Below are 16,393 nucleotides of genomic sequence, written 5' to 3'. Positions count from 1 at the left end.
TGATGCCGACAATCGACGATATCGCCAGAAGCGCCTTCATCACGCGTTTTGACGCGCCCATGGCGAGGGGTAAGGGCGGCCCGCTTTCAGGCTGCAGTTTTGTCGCCAAGGATCTCTTCGACATTGAAGGCCATGTTACCGCCTGCGGCAATGCGGACCGCGTCCGTGACGGCAAGCCGTCGCTGTCGACGGCGCCTTCGGTGCTGACGGCGCTGATGAGCGGTGCAAGCCTGATCGGCAAGACCCACACGGATGAGCTGGCCTGCGGCATGTTCGGCATGAACCCGGCCTTCGGCACGCCGATCAATCCCGCAGCCCCGGACCGGGCGCCGGGCGGCTCGTCGTCCGGCTCGGCCGCTGCCGTCGGTGCGGGCATCGCCGATTTCGGCATCGGTTCGGATACCGGCGGGTCGATCCGCGTTCCGGCCAGTTTTTGCGGGCTTTACGGACTTCGCACCACCTTCGGCCGGATCTCGACCGCCGGTGTCATGGCCATGGCGCCGAGTTTCGACACCGTTGGCTGGCTGGCGCGAGATGCGAGCATGCTGGCGCGGGTCGGGGAGGCTTATTTCGGTGCTTTTTCGCGCGATATCGCCGCGCCCCGGCTGATGATTGCCCGTGATGCCTTTGATATTCCGGTCAACGGCATTGGCGAGACATTGTTGAATGCGGCGCAAAAGCTTGGCCCGGCGCAGGACATCACGCTCTATGAGGAGGGCGTCGAGCATTGGCTCGATACCTTCCGGCCATTGCAGCTTCACGATCTCTGGGCAACGCTCGGCAATTGGTGCATGGAGCCGGGCCGCGCGCTGTCGGAATCGGTCGACCAGCGCATCAACCTGTCGAAGACCGTCGATCCGGAGGCCCATGCGAAAGCGGTCGTCAATCGCGAACATCTGACAACGCGGCTTCTTGATCTGCTCGGCGATGATGGCATGATCGTCATTCCGACGGCCCATGATCTGCCGCCCTTCCTTGATGCCGATGTTTCTGCCCAGATCGTCTTCCGCGAAAAGACGCTGGCGCTGACCTGTGTCGCAAGCCTTTGCCGTCTGCCGCAGATCGCCATCCCTGCGGCCATGGTCGATCGCTGCCCGGTCGGGCTGTCGGTGATCGCCGGTCATCGCGGCGAGGAGCGGCTGCTGGCCTTTGCCGAGGCGCTCGGGCCGCTGGTGGAGCGCCCATGATCAACGACGGCGACCGCGACTTCATCGGCTATGGCAAAACCCCGCCGGACCCGCAATGGCCGGGCGGTGCACGCATGGCGCTGGTCGTCGTGCTCAATATCGAGGAGGGCGCAGAGGCCTCCATTGCCGATGGTGACAGCGCAAGCGAGGTCGGGCTGACCGATGGCATCCCCGGCGAAGTGCCGGCCGGAACGCGCGATTTCGTCGCTGAAACGCTTTACGAATATGGCAGCCGGGTCGGCTTCTGGCGTCTGTCTGAGTTGTTCTTCGACCGGGGCCTCAAACTCACCGTCAATGCCTGTGCACGGGCGCTGGAAAAGACGCCGGAGATCGGCCGCGAGATCGCTGCTGCTGGCTTTGATCTTTGTGCCCATGGTGATCGCTTCGCCCGGCATTTCCTGATGAACGAGGCGGAAGAGCGGAAAGTGATTGCCCGCACGGTTGAAAGCCTGCAGTGCACGGTCGGCACCCGTCCACTCGGCTGGCAGAGCCGCTATTCGCCGAGCGCTGCGACCCGCAGGCTGCTGGTGGAACATGGCGGCTTTCTCTATGATGCTGACAGCTATGCCGATGATCTGCCCTATTGGGTGAAGACGGCCGGTTTCTCGCATCTGGTCGTGCCGCATTCCTTTACCCATAATGATAACCGGCTTGCGACCGCAAAGCTCGGCACGGCCGAGGATATGTATGCCCATCTCGCCTCTGCTTTCCGTGTGCTTTATGCCGAAAGCGCCCGCCGCCCGCGGATGATGACGGTGAGCCTTCACGCCCGCATTTCCGGCCAGCCGTCGCGGTTCGAGGCGGTGCAGCGTTTTCTTGATCTGGTCGGCCAACATCCCGATGTCTGGATCGCCGGGCGTTCCGAGGTCGCGCGTCACTGGATCGCAACCCATCCGCCGGAGGCAGGCGCATGAACGGCACGGTGCTGATTTCCGGCGCGCTGGTCGCCGACCCCTTGTCCGGTACGGTCGAACATCGCGATCTTCTGGTCAAAGCCGGACGGATTGATGCCATTGCCAGGCCTGGCACACTTGTCGGCAAGACCGTGGTGGATGCCTCGCGGCGCATGGTGATCCCCGGTTTGATCAACAGCCACACGCATGGACATATGAGCCTCAACAAGGGCATGGCCGAGCGCTTCATGCTGGAGACCTCGCTCAGCCATGCAGCCTGGCTTTCGGGGCGGCGCTCGCCCGAAACCATCTATGCCTCGACGCTTCTCGCGGCTGCCGAGATGCTGAAGAAGGGGGCGACGGCCTGTTTCGATCTCGTCTATGAATATCCGTTGCCGACGGTCGAGGGCTTTTTCGCCTGCGCGCGCGCCTATGCCGATGCCGGGATCAGGGCGCGGCTGGCGCCGATGATCTCCGATCTTTCCTTCTTTCAGGCAATCCCTGGCCTTGCCGATACCTTGCCCGATGATCTGAAGGCCGCCGTTTCAGCACCGATTGACGGGGCTGTGGTACTGGATGCCGTGCGCGCTATCTTTTCCCGGCGCGACGAACTGCCTGAGGGCATCGAACTCGCCATCGCGCCGACCATTCCCCATCATTGCTCGGAGAGATTTCTGCTGGCATGCGCTGAAATCGCGGCAGAATTCGAAGTTCCGATCCATATGCATGTGGCCGAAAGCCGGTTGCAGCGGGTGACGGCTTTCCAGAAATATGACATGTCTCCGGTGGCCTATCTGAAGGATCTTGGCCTGCTGGGGCCGGATTTTGTTGCCGCCCATGCCGTCTGGCTCGACCCTGATGATCTTGACATGATTGCAGCGGCTGGTGCGAAAATTGCCCATGTTCCGGCAAGCAATATGCGTCTTGGCGTCGGCTTTGCCCATGTGCGGCCGATGCTTGAGCGTGGCATCACCGTCGGGCTTGCCACCGACGGCGCCAACTCCTCCGATGCACTGGACATGTTCCGCGCCATGCGGCTTTCTTCCTTCGGCGCCCGCCTCTACGGTGAGCCGGCATCGCATTGGCCAACCGCGCTTGAAACATTCCGCATGGCCACCACAGCGGGTGCAATCCTGACCGGGCGACCCGATGCGGGCCGGATCGCCGTCGGTGCCGATGCCGACCTCGTTTTCCTCGATCTTGATCATCTAGACTTCCTGCCGCTGAACGATCCGCTCAACCAGCTGATCACCAGTGCCGGGGCGGATACGGTACGCGATGTCATGGTCGCCGGACAGTTCGTCGTTCGCGATCGCATGCTGACGGCGCCTGCTTTTGATCGTCTTGCCAGCCGGGTGACAGAGGCGGTGGCGCAGTTGCGGGCCGATAATGACGATCTGAGCGCGCTTGCCAACCGGCTGGCGCCCTTTGCTGTTTCCCATGCGGAAAAGATGATGAGCGTGCCGCTGGCAATCGAACGGTTCATCCGGCCGGAAAGGGGATCTTCCAATGCATGATATGATCCATGCAAGCCCGCTTCATCTGCGCCGCGCGCTTGGCCAGTTTGCCACCGGTATCGCCGTGGTTGCTGCCCGTCATGACGGGCGCACCATCGGCATGACGATCTCCTCTTTCACGTCGCTCTCGATGGAGCCGCCGCTGGTCTTGTGGAGCCTGCGCGACAATGCCCGTTCGCGCCCCGTCTTCGAGGCGGCGGAGGGCTTTGCCATCAGTGTCCTGTCGGAGCGGCAGAGCCATGTCGCCGCGCATTTTGCCCGTGGTCAGGCCGATCCCTTTGCCACAGTGAAAACGATTGAGGCTGCAAGCGGCCTGCCGTTGATCGAAGGGGCGCTTGCCCATTTCGATTGTGTGACCGACCGGATTTATGATGGTGGCGATCATCGCATCCTGATCGGCCGGGTCATGGCGCTCAGGGTGGAGGAGGGGCGTCCGCTTGTCTTCTTCGCCAGCCGCATTTCCCATGGCGTCGTCCCAATGGAGGCTTCATCCCATGCCTGAACCCGTCCGTACCGGCTGGAGCCGGCTGTCAACCGATGCAGTGGCTGCGTCCGAGCGGCTGGATTACTGGCTTGCTGCCACCAATGCTGTCTTCCCGCCAACGGGTGTGCGGCGCGCCGATCCGGCAGGTTTTTACGGGAAGCTCTCCTGGCTCACCTTCGGCGAGATCACCATGGCCGATATCGTCTCCAATGATCTGGTGGTCAGCCGTGCTGAAGAACATATCGATCGCGATGACCAGTGGTTTGAGGTGACGCTGCAGGTCGAGGGCGTGAGCGCCTTTAATCAGGGCGGGCGCGATGTGGTGACGACGCCGCGTTCCATGGTGCTTTATGACAGTCGCAGGCCCTATCGCATGGCGTTTGAGGGGCATTATCGCCAGATCTCGCTGAAAGTGCCGCGCCGGCCGATTGTTGACCGTATTCCCCATATCGACCGGCTTCTGGCGCGCGTGATTTCCACTGAGCGCGTGCCGGGACGCTTCTTCTATGACTTCGTGCTGGCGCTGGCCGATATGCGTCAGGAAGAGGCGACGGCCATGCTGTCGGCCCGCATCGAAAGTCATGTCATCGATCTGCTGGCAACGGCATTGAGCGGGGTCTCTGAGGCTCTGCCGCTTTCGGCCGGGCGCGAGGCGCAGCTTGGCCGGATCAAGACCCATATTCTCGCTCACCTGGACGATCCCGCCCTGTCTCCTGCCGGTATTGCCAAGGCTGAAGGCCTGTCGTTGCGTTCGCTCTACGAGTTGTTCGAGCATGAGGAGGAGCGGCTGGTGCAATGGATCAAATCGCAGCGCCTGGAGCGTATCCGCTCCGATCTCGCAGACCCGTTGCAGGCAGGTCTGCCCATCACGACGATCGCACTCAAGCGCGGCTTCAAGGATTTTTCACATTTCAGCCGTGCTTTTCGCAGCCGCTTCGAAATCGCACCCAGAGACTACCGTCGCGCGCAACTTTGTTGCGTTGCGAAATAACATGGCTATGCTTTTCCGCACTGATGGACATGTCAGAAAACTGGAAAGCAGGCAGGGCGCAGGCATAGACTTGGCCCGTGTCATTCCGACTGGTTTTCGATGAGGGCATCAGCAAGAAGAGCAGACAGCAAGGGCTTGGGCAACTGCCGGACAATGGCGGTGATGTCCGGCTCCCTCTTTTAGAATCGCAAGCTTATGGGGAATGAAATCTTGAACGATCAGAGCAAACTTTCGCAGTTGCAGGCCCGCGCCCGCCATGACCTGGAATGCACCGATTATCCGGCACGTGAATGGGTCGAGCCGCGCGAATATCAAGGGCAGAAGGTAAAGGATGTCGTCATCATCGGTGGTGGCCAGACGGGATTGACGGTCGCCTTCAAGCTGATGCGCGAAAAAGTCACCAATATTGCCGTTCTGGAGCGCAGCGAGGCCGGTTCCGAAGGTCCGTGGTGCACCTTTGCCCGCATGATCACGCTGCGCACGCCGAAGACCGTGACGGGACCGGAGCTTGGCATTGGCTCGCTGTCGGTGCGCGCCTGGTGGGAAGCGAAATATGGCGTTGAAAGCTGGGATGCGCTCGGCAAGATCCCGAAGGAATTGTGGTGCGAATATCTGCTCTGGCTGCGCGAGACGGTCGGCATTCCGGTTCAAAACGGCGTCGAGGTGACGGATGTCGAACCGCTCAGCGATGACCTTTTCGCGGTGACGGCGAAGTCGGCCGAAGGCGAGAAAGTGCTTTACGCCCGCAATATCGTGCTGGCGACCGGCATTGACGGTTCTGGTCATTGGTCCGTACCCGGCATCGTTTCTCAAAACCTGCCGCGCGAGGCCTATGGTCACACCTCCGAGATGATTGCTTTCGAAGCATTGAAGGGCAAGAAGATCGCCGTCATCGGCGCGGGTGCTTCGGCCTTTGATAATGCCGCCGTCGCGCTTGAAACCGGTGCTGCAAGCGTGAAGCTTTTTGCCCGCCGCAAGCGCCTGCCGGTCGTCAATCCCTATCGCTGGATGGAATATACCGGCTTCCTGCGTCATTTCGGCGATCTCGACGATGCCCGCAAATGGCGCATCATGAAGACGCTTTTTGACCGCAACCAGCCGCCGCCTGCCGATACCTACAAGCGCTGCGCCGATTTTGCCAATTTTTCGCTGAAGCTCGGTAGCCCGATTGATGGCCTTGCCTATAAGGATGGCAAGGTGCTGCTGACGACCCCGCATGGCACGGAAGAATTTGATTATCTGATCGTCGGGACCGGTTTCGTTAATGATTTCGCCTCCCGTCCGGAGCTCACCCGTTTTGCCGACAAGATTGCCGTCTGGGGCGATCGTTACACGCCGGACGCGCCGATGAAGGATGCGGTGATTGCCGGTTTCCCCTATCTCTCGGATTGCTTCCAGCTGACCGAGAAGGTGCCGGGCACGGCGCCCTTCCTGCGCCATGTCTTCAACTACACCTATGGCGCCATGCCGAGCCTTGCCGGTGCGGCGGGTATATCCTCGCTCAAATTCGGCATCGACCGGGTTTCGCGCGGGGTTACTCGTGAATTATTCCTGGCCGAGGCGGATGATCACTTTGAAGCCCTGAAGGCCTATGACGTGCCGGAACTGGTTCTGCCGGAAGATATGATGGAAGAACTGCCGGCGGCCAAAGCCTCATAAATGAAATGACGGATAACTGATGGTCTCGATTGAAAACCGTAAGCAGCGGATCGAAGAATCCAAGCGCAAGATACAGGCTCCTTTCCATGTTGACCCGGAGCTGTGCATCTATTCCCCGCAGGATAATGTCGATTCGCTTGCGCATCCGCGGATCGCGGCATGGCTCGATTTCGTCCGCGACGAATATCAACCCGACCTGCCCGAGGGGAAACGGCATATCTTGCTCTTCATGCCCTGCACGAAGACAAAGCCCTATCCCTTTTCAACCGAGCATCAGGCCATCAATCAGCGGCTGATTGCCGAAGGGTTTCGCCCGACCGGCAATCTGAGCCTTCCGCAAGACCTTGTGGCGCGTCTTGAAGACGGGATCGCGCCCGAGGTGCTCAATCTGACGCCGCTAAAAAACGACGCCGGCACGGTGATCCACCGCATGGTGATTTCCGAGCCGATGGGCGTTGTGCCCTATGAGCATATCGCTGAGTACAAGGGCCTTGCCTCACCGGCTTGCGCCTATGACGATCCGGGCCTGTTCGAAGGCCGGGGCAATGCGGTCTCGCCCTGGCGGGCCGATTGCACGGCGGTGAAGCTGTCGGATACCAAATGGCGCTGGGGCGATGAGGAAAAGCGCCATTATGTGCTGATGCATAATGCCATGGCCGATGCCGTGGCCGCCGTCGTTGCCCGGATCGGCGGCAACTATGATGATATCATTTCATGGGTCGCGCCGGGTCTCACCCATCGTTCCTTTGTCATCGCCGCCGAAGAGCGGTCCGAAAACAAGGTCGTGGCAAGGCGCAAGATCGGTTCCGGTTATCTGACGCTTGAAGGTGCCAATGACCAGTTGGCGAAATCCGCCCGCATCGAATGTCTGCCGACACTGGACCAGTGCCGGGATGCGGTTCAGCGGCTGATGCAACGGCTTGATATTTCCGAAAGCCACGCCCAGGCGATCTATGCCCGCGGCGGTGCCAATGCCACGCCGCTGGCCCTGCCGGAACTGCTCGACGTGCTGATGGCGCGTCTTGGCCTTTAGAAACATCTCAACAACAAAAACCGGGGAACCGATGAGCGCATTCAAACTGAAGCTGGGGCTTTCCGACAGCGACCGCACGCGCCCGCTTGCCAATGGCGAGGCGCCGATTGAAGGCATCGAAACCGAGATTTCGATGATGGGCGTGCAGGCGCTGTTCAACCGCCAGCTCTCCACCCATGATTTCGATGTATGCGAATTTCCGCTGGCGACCTATCTACGAACGCTGGAAACGGCCGAAAAGCCCTATCTGGCGATCCCGATCTTTCCTTCGCGGCATTTCCGCTTCTCCAGCATCTACGTGAAATCCGGTCGCGGTTTTGAAAAGCCTGCCGACCTTGCCGGAAAGCGCATTGGCATTCCGGTGTTTGATATGGCGGCCGCTGTCTGGCTGCGCGGCATATTCCACGATGCTTACGGCCTTGACCGGACATCGCCCACCTATGTGATCGGTGGCTTTGAAACGCCGCGCACCGGCGATGAACATCCGCAATTCTATCCCGAACAATTCACCTTCGAGGATCGCCGCGACATGGGGCTGGCCCAGCTTCTGGCGAAAGGCGAGATTGACGCGCTTTACACAGCGCGTGCGCCGAGCACCTGGCCCTCTGCCGAGGTCGATCGGCTGTTTGCCGATCCAAAGGCCACCGAGATCGGTTACTTCAACAAGACCGGCATCTTTCCGGCCATGCATGTTCTGGCGATCAAGCGCCCGATCGCCGAGGCGCATCCGCATGTTGTGCCAGCACTTTTTGATGCTTTCTCGCGGGCGCAGAACGTGGCGCGGGCAAAGCTTTTCGAGGCCGCCGCCCTTTCCACCATGCTGCCCTGGCAGATGGAGGCGCTTCTTGAAACCGAGGCGGTGATGGGCAAGGATTACTGGCCTGCGGGCCTTGCCGGAAACCGGGTCATGCTGGAAACCATCATCCGTTACATGCTGGAGGACGGGCTGATCACGACAAATTTCGCCGTCGAAGACCTATTTTCCGCCGATATGCTTGAAAGTTGAAATGATGCGCATCTGGATCAAGAACCCCATCGCCATGCTGGCGGAAAACGCCCCCGGCGGCCTTGTTGTCGAAGGTGGCAAAATTGTTGAACTGGTCGGCAATGACGGCCCGTTAGCGCCGTGTGACGAGGTTTATGACGCAAGCCGCCACGTTATCATTCCGGGCCTCGTCAACACTCATCATCATTTCTTCCAGACACTGACGCGCGCGCATCCCGGAGCCATCAACAAGGAACTCTTTCCCTGGCTGAAAGTGCTCTATCCGCTCTGGGGCACGCATCTGAACCGCGACACCTTCCGGCTTGGCGTCCGTCTGGCGCTGACCGAACTTTTAATGTCCGGCTGCACCACCGCGTCGGATCATCTCTATGCGGTGGCGGCTGACATGCCCGATGCCGTCGATATCGAGGCGGAAGAGGCCGAGAAGCTTGGCATGCGCGTGGCGCTGACGCGTGGCGCGGTCAATATGGGCTCCAAGAGCGGCGGCATTGCCGATGAGCGGCTGATGCAGGATTACGACGTAGTGCTTGCCGATTGCGAACGTGTGCTCGGCAAGTTTCATGACCGCTCTGAAGGTTCGATGTCGACGGTGGCGCTGGCGCCCTGCGCGCCTTTCAACGTCACCAAACAGCTGATGATCGATACCGCTATTCTGGCGGAAAAGCATGATTGCCGTCTTCACACCCATCTCGGCGAAACGCTGGATGAAGATGAATATTGCATGCATCACTTCCAGTGCCGCCCGGTTGATTATCTGGAGGAGGTGGGCTGGATGAATGACCGGGTCTGGCTTGCCCATGGCATCCATTTCACCGATGACGAGATCAAACGCCTCGGCCGCCATCGTGTCGGCGTCTGCCATTGCCCGACCTCGAACATGACGCTTGCCTCCGGCCAGTGCCGCACCAAGGATCTCGAGGCCGCTGGTGCAATCGTTGGCCTTGGCGTTGATGGCTCGGCCTCCAACGACAATTCCAACATGATGGAAGGGGTGCGCCAGGCGCTGCTGCTCGGCCGTCTGACCTATGGCTCATCGGCCATCACCCATCTCGACGTGCTGCGCTGGGCAACGGAAGGCTCGGCTGCCTGTATCGGTCGCAGCGATATTGGCAAAATCGCCGTCGGCTATCAGGCCGATCTCGCCTTCTTTACGCTGGATGAATTGCGCTTCTCCGGTGCGGGTGATCCGATTGCTGCCCTGGTCCTTTGCGGAGCCCACGCGGCGGACCGGATGATGGTGGCTGGCAAATGGCAGGTCGTCGACGGCAATCCGCTCGGTGTCGATGTCGGCAAGCTCCGGGAAGAGCATGGCAAGGCTGCGCGGCGTTTTCTGGAGGCGGCAACGTCTGCCTGACATCAAACCGCGATCTGCCGGGCCGTCTGTCCGGCAGATCCACCCCTTGCACTCTCCGTCATGTTTTGCCGCTTGGAGCGGCCAGCCGCTTTGCTGGCGGTTGACGTGTGATCACGGCTAAATCGGTGAGAGGCCGCAGCAAGCGGCGAAACCGATTGAGAGTGCCCCATGAATACGTCGTCCCGTGGAACCCAAGCCTGGCAGGTCATGGACCGTGCCCATTATCTGCATCCCTTCACCGATCACAAGGCGCTGCGCCAGAACGGCGCCCGCGTGGCGGTGAAGGCAGAAGGCATTTATGTGACCGACAGCGACGGCAACCGGATGATTGACGGGCTTTCCGGGCTTGGCAATGTCTGTCTCGGCTATGGCCGGGCAGAACTGGTCGAGGCGGCAACCAGACAGATGGCCGAGCTTTCCTATTGCCAGTCCTTCTTCAACACGACCCATCAAAGTGCGGTACTGCTCGCTGAAAAGCTGACGTCAATGCTGCCGGAGAGCCTCAATCACGTCTTCTTCCAGTGCTCGGGATCTGAAGCGAATGAAACCGCCATCCGCGCTGTGAGGCGGTTCTGGGATCTGGAAGGTCGGCCGGAAAAGCGGCTGATCATCGCCCGCGAAGCCGCTTATCACGGCTCGACGCACATGGCCGCAAGTCTCTCGGGACTGGCTCCGATGCATGGTGCCGGCGGCGATCTGCCGCTTGGCAATGTCCATCGGGTGAAAACCGCCTATCCTTACCGCAATGCACCCGATGGCATGGATGGAGAGGCATTCGGTGTTCTCGCCGCGTCATGGCTGGAAGACAAGATCCTGGAACTCGGGGCTGACAATGTTGCGGCCTTTATCGCCGAACCGGCGCAAAGCGCAGGCGGTGCCATTTGCCCGCCGATGAGCTACTGGCCGGAGATCCAGCGCATCTGCAAGAAATATGATGTGCTGTTGCTGGTTGATGAGGTGGTTTGCGGTTTCGGGCGCACCGGTCAATGGTTCGGCTGCGATTATTACGGGATCACGCCGGATTTCATCCAGCTCGGCAAGGCGATTACCTCGGGCTATATGCCGCTGTCAGCCTCGGTCATGGGCGACCGGGTTGCCGACACGCTGATCGAAAAGGGCGGCGAATGGGCCCATGGCTATACCTATTCCGGCCATCCGGTGAGCTGTGCTGTGGCGCTTGAAAATATCCGTATTCTGGACGAGGAAAAGCTGGTTGAGCGCGCGGGCGATGTGTTGGCACCGCTTTTCGCGAAGCAAATGCAGGCCTTTGCCGATCATCCGCTGATCGGGGATGTCCGGGTTGTCGGTTTGATGGGCGGACTTGAGATTGTTGCCGACAAGAAAACCAGAGAGAGCTTTCCCGAAGCGGCGAAGATCGGTGAATATTGCAGTCTTGAGGCCGCCCGGCGCGGCCTTGCCTTCAGGGCCAATGGCGATACGATGAGCCTGATGCCGCCTCTGGTGATCACGAGGGAGGAAATGGAAACCGTCTTTGCCATTGCCCGTGAAGCGCTGGATGCTACGGCAAAGGCCTTCGGGGTGATGAAATGACGTCAGCGCGTCAGTTCTACATCAATGGCGCATGGGTCGCACCGCTCTCATCTGACACGGGACCGATGATCAATCCGGCGACGGAAACTGTGGTCGAGACCATCGCCTACGGCAATGCCGCTGATGTTGACCGCGCCGTTGCTGCAGCACGTGCCGCCTTTCCAGAATTCGCCGAGACGCCGCGCGCCGAACGCGTGGCGCTGCTCCGCCGTGTCGCCGATCTCCTCGAGGCGCGGCAGGAGGCGCTGATGGCAGCCGTGACGATGGAAATGGGCTCGCCGCGCTGGCTCTCACGCGTGATGCAGACCGGCTCCAGCGTGATCTATTTTCGCGAAGCCGCCCGGGTGCTGGAGGCCTATGACTTCGAACGCCAGCCGGAGACCACGCTTGCCACGACGAAGATCGTGCATGAGCCGATCGGTGTTTGCGGGCTGATCACACCATGGAACTGGCCGCTGAACCAGATTGTCACCAAGCTTGCGCCGGCGCTTGCTGCCGGTTGCACCGTGGTGCTGAAGCCGAGCGAAATCTCGCCATTAAGCGCTTTGATGCTGGCGGATATCCTTGATGAGGCCGGTGTGCCGAAAGGCGTTTTCAATCTCGTCAACGGAACCGGGCCCGTGGTCGGGCATGCCATTGCGGCGCATTCGGATATCGACATGGTGTCTTTCACCGGCTCAACCCGGGCCGGTGTCGCCGTGGCGATGGCCGCAGCACCGACGGTCAAGCGCGTGCATCAGGAACTCGGCGGAAAATCGGCCAATATTATCCTGCCGGATGCCGATCTTGATCTTGCCGTCAGCGATGGCGTGGCGCGCTGTTTCATCAATTCCGGTCAATCCTGCATCGCGCCAAGCCGCATGCTGGTGCATGAAAGCCAGCTGGATCTGGTGCTGGCAAAGGCTGAGGCCGAAGCGCAGAAATACCGCGTCGGTGACCCGACGCTTGAGGAGACGACCACCGGACCGGTCAGTGGCCCTGCCCAGTTCGGCAAGATCACGGCGATGATTGCGCGCGGCCTGGAAGAGGGCGCGCGTCTTGTGGTTGGCGGGGCAGGGCGGCCGGACGGTTTGAACGGCGGCTATTATGTGCGTCCGACCATCTTCGCCGATGTGACGCCGGATATGACGATCGCTCGCGAGGAGATTTTCGGGCCGGTCCTGTCTGTCATGACCTATCGTGATGAGGATGAGGCGGTGGCGATTGCCAATGGCACGGCCTACGGACTGGCAGCCTATGTCTATAGCGGCGATCAGGACCATGCCAATGCCGTCGCGCTAAGGCTCCGTGCCGGCCGGGTGTTCATCAATAATCCTGACTTTGATTTCAATGCGCCGTTTGGCGGCTATGGCCAGTCGGGCAATGGCCGCGAACTGGGTGAATTCGGCATGCTCGACTTCATGGAAGTGAAGTCAATTCTCGGCTTCAGTTCGCGTATCTGATCCACCGATCCGCTTGCGACTTGCCCCGGATGGCTGACATCCGGGGCAACAGGCCTGGTTGGAGCAACAGGTGAAAAAGTGCACGTGTTATTCGTCTTGCCTGAACTCTAGTTCAGTCCGAGTTCGGCGATCCATTGCTCGATCGTGTCGCCGCTCGACATTTTCGGGGCGATCAGCCCGTCGATCATGAAGGTGGGGGAGACGTGAATGCCGTTCTGGCGGGCATATTTCGCATGCCATTTGAGCTCGGTCTCAAGGCCCTGCTGATCGAAGGCAGCCTTCAGCGGCACGCCGGAATAGGCCTCGATCCGGGCGATGATGTCGTTGGGCGTTGCACCCATGTTGGGGCCGCGGGCATGACCTTCAAATTCAAACTCCATGCGGTGCGCGCCAACGGCGGCGAAGACCTTTTTCGCCATTTCGCGGCCATCCGGCAGTGTGGAGGCTGCAATGATGCAGCGGGTGATGACGCCGGAAAACATGTGCCAGGGCTGTGACTGCAGCCGCAGTTTCACCGTCAGCCGGTCTTCGCCGGCGGCTTCCAGCAATGCATCCAGCTTGTTGAACGTCTTGACGCAGAAGGGGCAGGTCGGTTCCAGAAAAATCTCCAGAACGCGTGGTCCGTGGCCAAATGTCAGCGGCTCTGCCGTCCAGGGCGTTGTCGTCATGATGGGATCCTTTTGTCGGAGAGGCCTTGAAATGGCTCTTGGGCGGGCGTGAGCAAATCTCTCGTGCTCTTTGTGACAAGTCAAGCGTGATACCTATTTGAAACTGCGGGTTATCCTGGTTTTACAATGGCGCTGCAACTTGAAGAATAGACCGTTCCCGGCCATACTCCGTTACCATAGACGCACGAGGCTTCAATATCGCGTATCGGCGGGGCAGGGGGCAGAAGTGCGCATCAGGGGAATGATATGACAGGCAAGGCATTTCGCTCGGTGCTTGTTGTGTTGGCGCTTGCTTTGGGCATTTCCGCCCGGATGGTGCCGGCGCAGGCAGACACGCTTTCGGATATCAAGGCGGCGGGTGCAATCCGCATCGCTGTGCCGGAGGATTTTCCACCTTTCGGTACCGAGGACCCAAGCGGTGCGCTGGTCGGTTATGATATCGATGTGGCGCAGTTGGTCGCCGATGATCTTGCTGTCCGTCTGGTTCTGGTGCCCGTGGCCAGTAATGAGCGGATCGATGCGCTTGTCAGCAAACGCGTCGATCTCATCATTTCGTCGCTGGGCAAGACCCGTGAGCGGAGCCAGGCAATCGATTTCTCGCATGCTTACGCCCCCTTTTACAGCGGCATTTTCGCACCGAGTGACATCAAGATCACCGATCCCTCGGATCTCGCCGGCAAGACTGTCGGGGTGACGCGCGGTTCGATCGAGGATCTGGCGCTGGCCGATATCGCACCCGCCGATGCCACGATCATGCGTTACGATGACAATGGCGCTACGATCGCGGCTTTCCTGTCGGGCTCTGTCGATGCGATTGCAACCGGCAACATCATCGCCGCGACCATTATGGAGACAGGGCTTCTGCGCCGGCCGGAACCGAAGTTCCTGATCAGCAATTCGCCTTGCTATATCGGAGTGGGTAAAGGGGAGCCTGCCTTGCTGAAGGCGGTCAATAGCAGCATCGACAAGGCGCTGAAATCCGGCGCGCTCAACGCTATTGCCTTGCGCTGGCTGCATGTCCCGCTGCCCTCCAGGCTTTGAGCCTCAAAGCCCGAAGATAGCGGGCCACCAGCCGAGCCCGACAAACAGGCTTCCGGCAATGCCGGGCAGAAGCGGCAGGATACGGCGCAGGGGGGAAACCTGCTGTCGCTCGAGAATGCGATAGCCGAGCCATATGCTCCAGATGAGCCCCGTCAGGAACAGCCCGCCACGGATGGCACCGGCCCCTGCCTCGCCGAGGCCGGTATAGCGCAAGGGGTCGAGAAGCTCAGCGCCGAGGCCGATGATCAGGCTCATCAGCGCGACCGGGGCATATTGATAGCCAAGCTCGGTGAAGAGCTGGCCAAAGCCTGTGTCCGCCCCGGCACGACGTGACAGCCAGGCACTTGCGCAGGTCAGTGTGGCCAGAACCGCCGTCAGCACCGCCATCACAGCCAGCATGAAGCCGACAATCATCACAAAGTCGAGCCAGCGGAACACTTCCGCGCGCGCGGGATGCACGCTCATCAGGAAGGCCGGGCCGACCTCGGTGACCCATGTCCAGTGATGGCGGATCGCGAACACGCCGAAAGCCTGGCGCCATTGCTGATATTGCGGCAGCACGAGCCAGAGGAAGCCACCAAGGGCAACACCTGTATCCATGAACAGGAACCAGGCTTCAGCGCGGTTGGCGCGGTGGTCGCGGATGTCCTCGATCTCGCGACCGGGGCGGCGGATGTCGAGACGGACGCTGCCGGCAGCATTGGGATGGACGCAGCGAAAGCACTCGATGCAATGGCGGCTTTCTGCCTTGCGGGGCAGGTCGATCATGGTCGGGCAGGCACCCTTTTGTGTATAGGCGTCGCCGCCGGGCAGCCTGATCTTGGGCGTGAACTGCACCGCGCCGAGGCGCGAATACAGGCCGAGGACGCGCCCGATCGGACAAAGATGCCGGCACCAGACCCGTTTCTTGCGGCCGTAAAGGCCACCAATCGCAATCGCCAGCAGCATGGTGCCGCCAAACAGGCCGGCTGCGGCCTCCGGGTGGTCGCGGACGCCAATGGTCTGGCCGTAGAGCGTCATGATGATGAAGCTCAGGGCCGGCGTTCCTTCCCACCTGATCCAGGCCGGGATCTTTGCCTGAAACCCGAAGCGGTTGGCAAGCTCCGAGGCCGCGCCCATCGGACACAATATGCCGCACCAGGCACGTCCGAAGACGATGACAGACAGAAAGACCAGCGGGAACCAGATCCCCCAGAGAAGATATTGCAGTGCAAGCGTCCAGTCTGAGAGCGGGGTCGTCTCCGGCTTCGGTTCCGGCAGGAAAAGCGGCGCGCCGAGCACAATGAGGAATACGACAAACATCAAGGTCTGAATCCAGCCGAAATGACTGCGCCAGCCTACCGCCAGGCCTTCCAGGCGCTCAAGCCAGAGCGGACGCGGGGGGAGGGTCGCGTTGACCGGCGGTTTCCTCACTGCGCGTCTCGGCTCGGGCAGAAAGTCCCGGTGATGATATATCTCTGTCATTTCAAGACTTTCGGCTGTCGGTCTCTACTGTTGGCAAGCAACGGTGCCGGTCGTGTCTTCAAGACGTCATGAAAACTAAATCAGGATAAACATTCTCATGTTT

Annotated in this window: 14 protein-coding genes; 12 read left to right on the top strand and 2 right to left on the bottom strand. The window is 60.5% G+C overall.

Features of this window, described 5'->3' with window-relative positions; genetic code table 11:
• The first annotated feature begins 2 nt into the window (after positions 1 to 2).
• From FJU08_RS16325 to FJU08_RS16275, 11 genes are all read left to right on the top strand, one after another.
• Positions 3 to 1,187, top strand: coding sequence for an amidase (locus FJU08_RS16325; RefSeq protein WP_181409884.1), 1,185 nt, complete (start codon positions 3 to 5; stop codon positions 1,185 to 1,187).
• Positions 1,184 to 2,101 carry a polysaccharide deacetylase family protein gene (locus tag FJU08_RS16320; protein ID WP_141150086.1) on the top strand — a complete coding sequence of 306 codons (918 nt, stop codon included), beginning with the start codon at positions 1,184 to 1,186 and terminating at the stop codon, positions 2,099 to 2,101. Before FJU08_RS16325 ends, FJU08_RS16320 begins: the two co-directional genes overlap by 4 nt.
• Positions 2,098 to 3,597: an amidohydrolase family protein gene (locus FJU08_RS16315; RefSeq protein ID WP_141150085.1), complete on the top strand. Its 1,500-nt coding sequence runs from the start codon at positions 2,098 to 2,100 to the stop codon at positions 3,595 to 3,597. The genes FJU08_RS16320 and FJU08_RS16315 overlap by 4 nt, the downstream gene beginning before the upstream one ends.
• On the top strand, positions 3,590 to 4,099 hold the full coding sequence (locus tag FJU08_RS16310; protein ID WP_210245256.1) for a flavin reductase family protein: 510 nt from the start codon (positions 3,590 to 3,592) through the stop codon (positions 4,097 to 4,099). The genes FJU08_RS16315 and FJU08_RS16310 overlap by 8 nt, the downstream gene beginning before the upstream one ends.
• Positions 4,092 to 5,072, top strand: coding sequence for an AraC-like ligand-binding domain-containing protein (locus FJU08_RS16305; RefSeq protein WP_181409883.1), 981 nt, complete (start codon positions 4,092 to 4,094; stop codon positions 5,070 to 5,072). The genes FJU08_RS16310 and FJU08_RS16305 overlap by 8 nt, the downstream gene beginning before the upstream one ends.
• A gap of 210 nt (positions 5,073 to 5,282) precedes the next feature.
• A complete protein-coding gene (locus FJU08_RS16300; RefSeq protein WP_210245255.1) occupies positions 5,283 to 6,731 on the top strand; it encodes an NAD(P)-binding domain-containing protein in 1,449 nt (482 codons plus the stop codon).
• A 19-nt stretch (positions 6,732 to 6,750) separates the two neighbouring features.
• Positions 6,751 to 7,764: a hypothetical protein gene (locus FJU08_RS16295; RefSeq protein WP_141150082.1), complete on the top strand. Its 1,014-nt coding sequence runs from the start codon at positions 6,751 to 6,753 to the stop codon at positions 7,762 to 7,764.
• Between the two features lie 31 nt (positions 7,765 to 7,795).
• The gene (locus FJU08_RS16290; RefSeq protein WP_141150081.1) at positions 7,796 to 8,770 is read left to right on the top strand and encodes a substrate-binding domain-containing protein; all 975 of its coding nucleotides are present in this window, start codon (positions 7,796 to 7,798) and stop codon (positions 8,768 to 8,770) included.
• 1 nt (position 8,771) lies between these two features.
• Positions 8,772 to 10,124, top strand: coding sequence for an 8-oxoguanine deaminase (locus FJU08_RS16285; protein ID WP_210245254.1), 1,353 nt, complete (start codon positions 8,772 to 8,774; stop codon positions 10,122 to 10,124).
• A gap of 168 nt (positions 10,125 to 10,292) precedes the next feature.
• Positions 10,293 to 11,675, top strand: coding sequence for an aminotransferase (locus tag FJU08_RS16280; RefSeq protein ID WP_141150080.1), 1,383 nt, complete (start codon positions 10,293 to 10,295; stop codon positions 11,673 to 11,675).
• A complete protein-coding gene (locus FJU08_RS16275; protein WP_141150079.1) occupies positions 11,672 to 13,117 on the top strand; it encodes an aldehyde dehydrogenase family protein in 1,446 nt (481 codons plus the stop codon). The genes FJU08_RS16280 and FJU08_RS16275 overlap by 4 nt, the downstream gene beginning before the upstream one ends.
• 107 nt (positions 13,118 to 13,224) lie before the next feature.
• Here FJU08_RS16275 and FJU08_RS16270 read toward each other — a convergent pair whose 3' ends face one another.
• Positions 13,225 to 13,785, bottom strand: coding sequence for a DsbA family protein (locus tag FJU08_RS16270; protein ID WP_141150078.1), 561 nt, complete (start codon positions 13,783 to 13,785; stop codon positions 13,225 to 13,227).
• A 246-nt stretch (positions 13,786 to 14,031) separates the two neighbouring features.
• On the opposite strand from FJU08_RS16270, the gene FJU08_RS16265 reads away from it, so the two are divergent.
• Positions 14,032 to 14,826, top strand: coding sequence for a transporter substrate-binding domain-containing protein (locus FJU08_RS16265; RefSeq protein ID WP_141150077.1), 795 nt, complete (start codon positions 14,032 to 14,034; stop codon positions 14,824 to 14,826).
• A 3-nt stretch (positions 14,827 to 14,829) separates the two neighbouring features.
• On the opposite strand, the gene FJU08_RS16260 is transcribed toward FJU08_RS16265, so the two are convergent.
• On the bottom strand, positions 14,830 to 16,128 hold the full coding sequence (locus tag FJU08_RS16260; RefSeq protein ID WP_210245253.1) for a 4Fe-4S binding protein: 1,299 nt from the start codon (positions 16,126 to 16,128) through the stop codon (positions 14,830 to 14,832).
• Positions 16,129 to 16,393 lie beyond the last annotated feature (265 nt).

Origin of the sequence: Martelella alba, from assembly GCF_006516955.1 — a bacterium.
GTDB classification, from domain to species: Bacteria; Pseudomonadota; Alphaproteobacteria; order Rhizobiales; family Rhizobiaceae; genus Martelella; species Martelella alba.
Note: the sequence above shows the minus strand (reverse complement) of the source record. Positions and strands in the feature narration are given on the sequence as shown.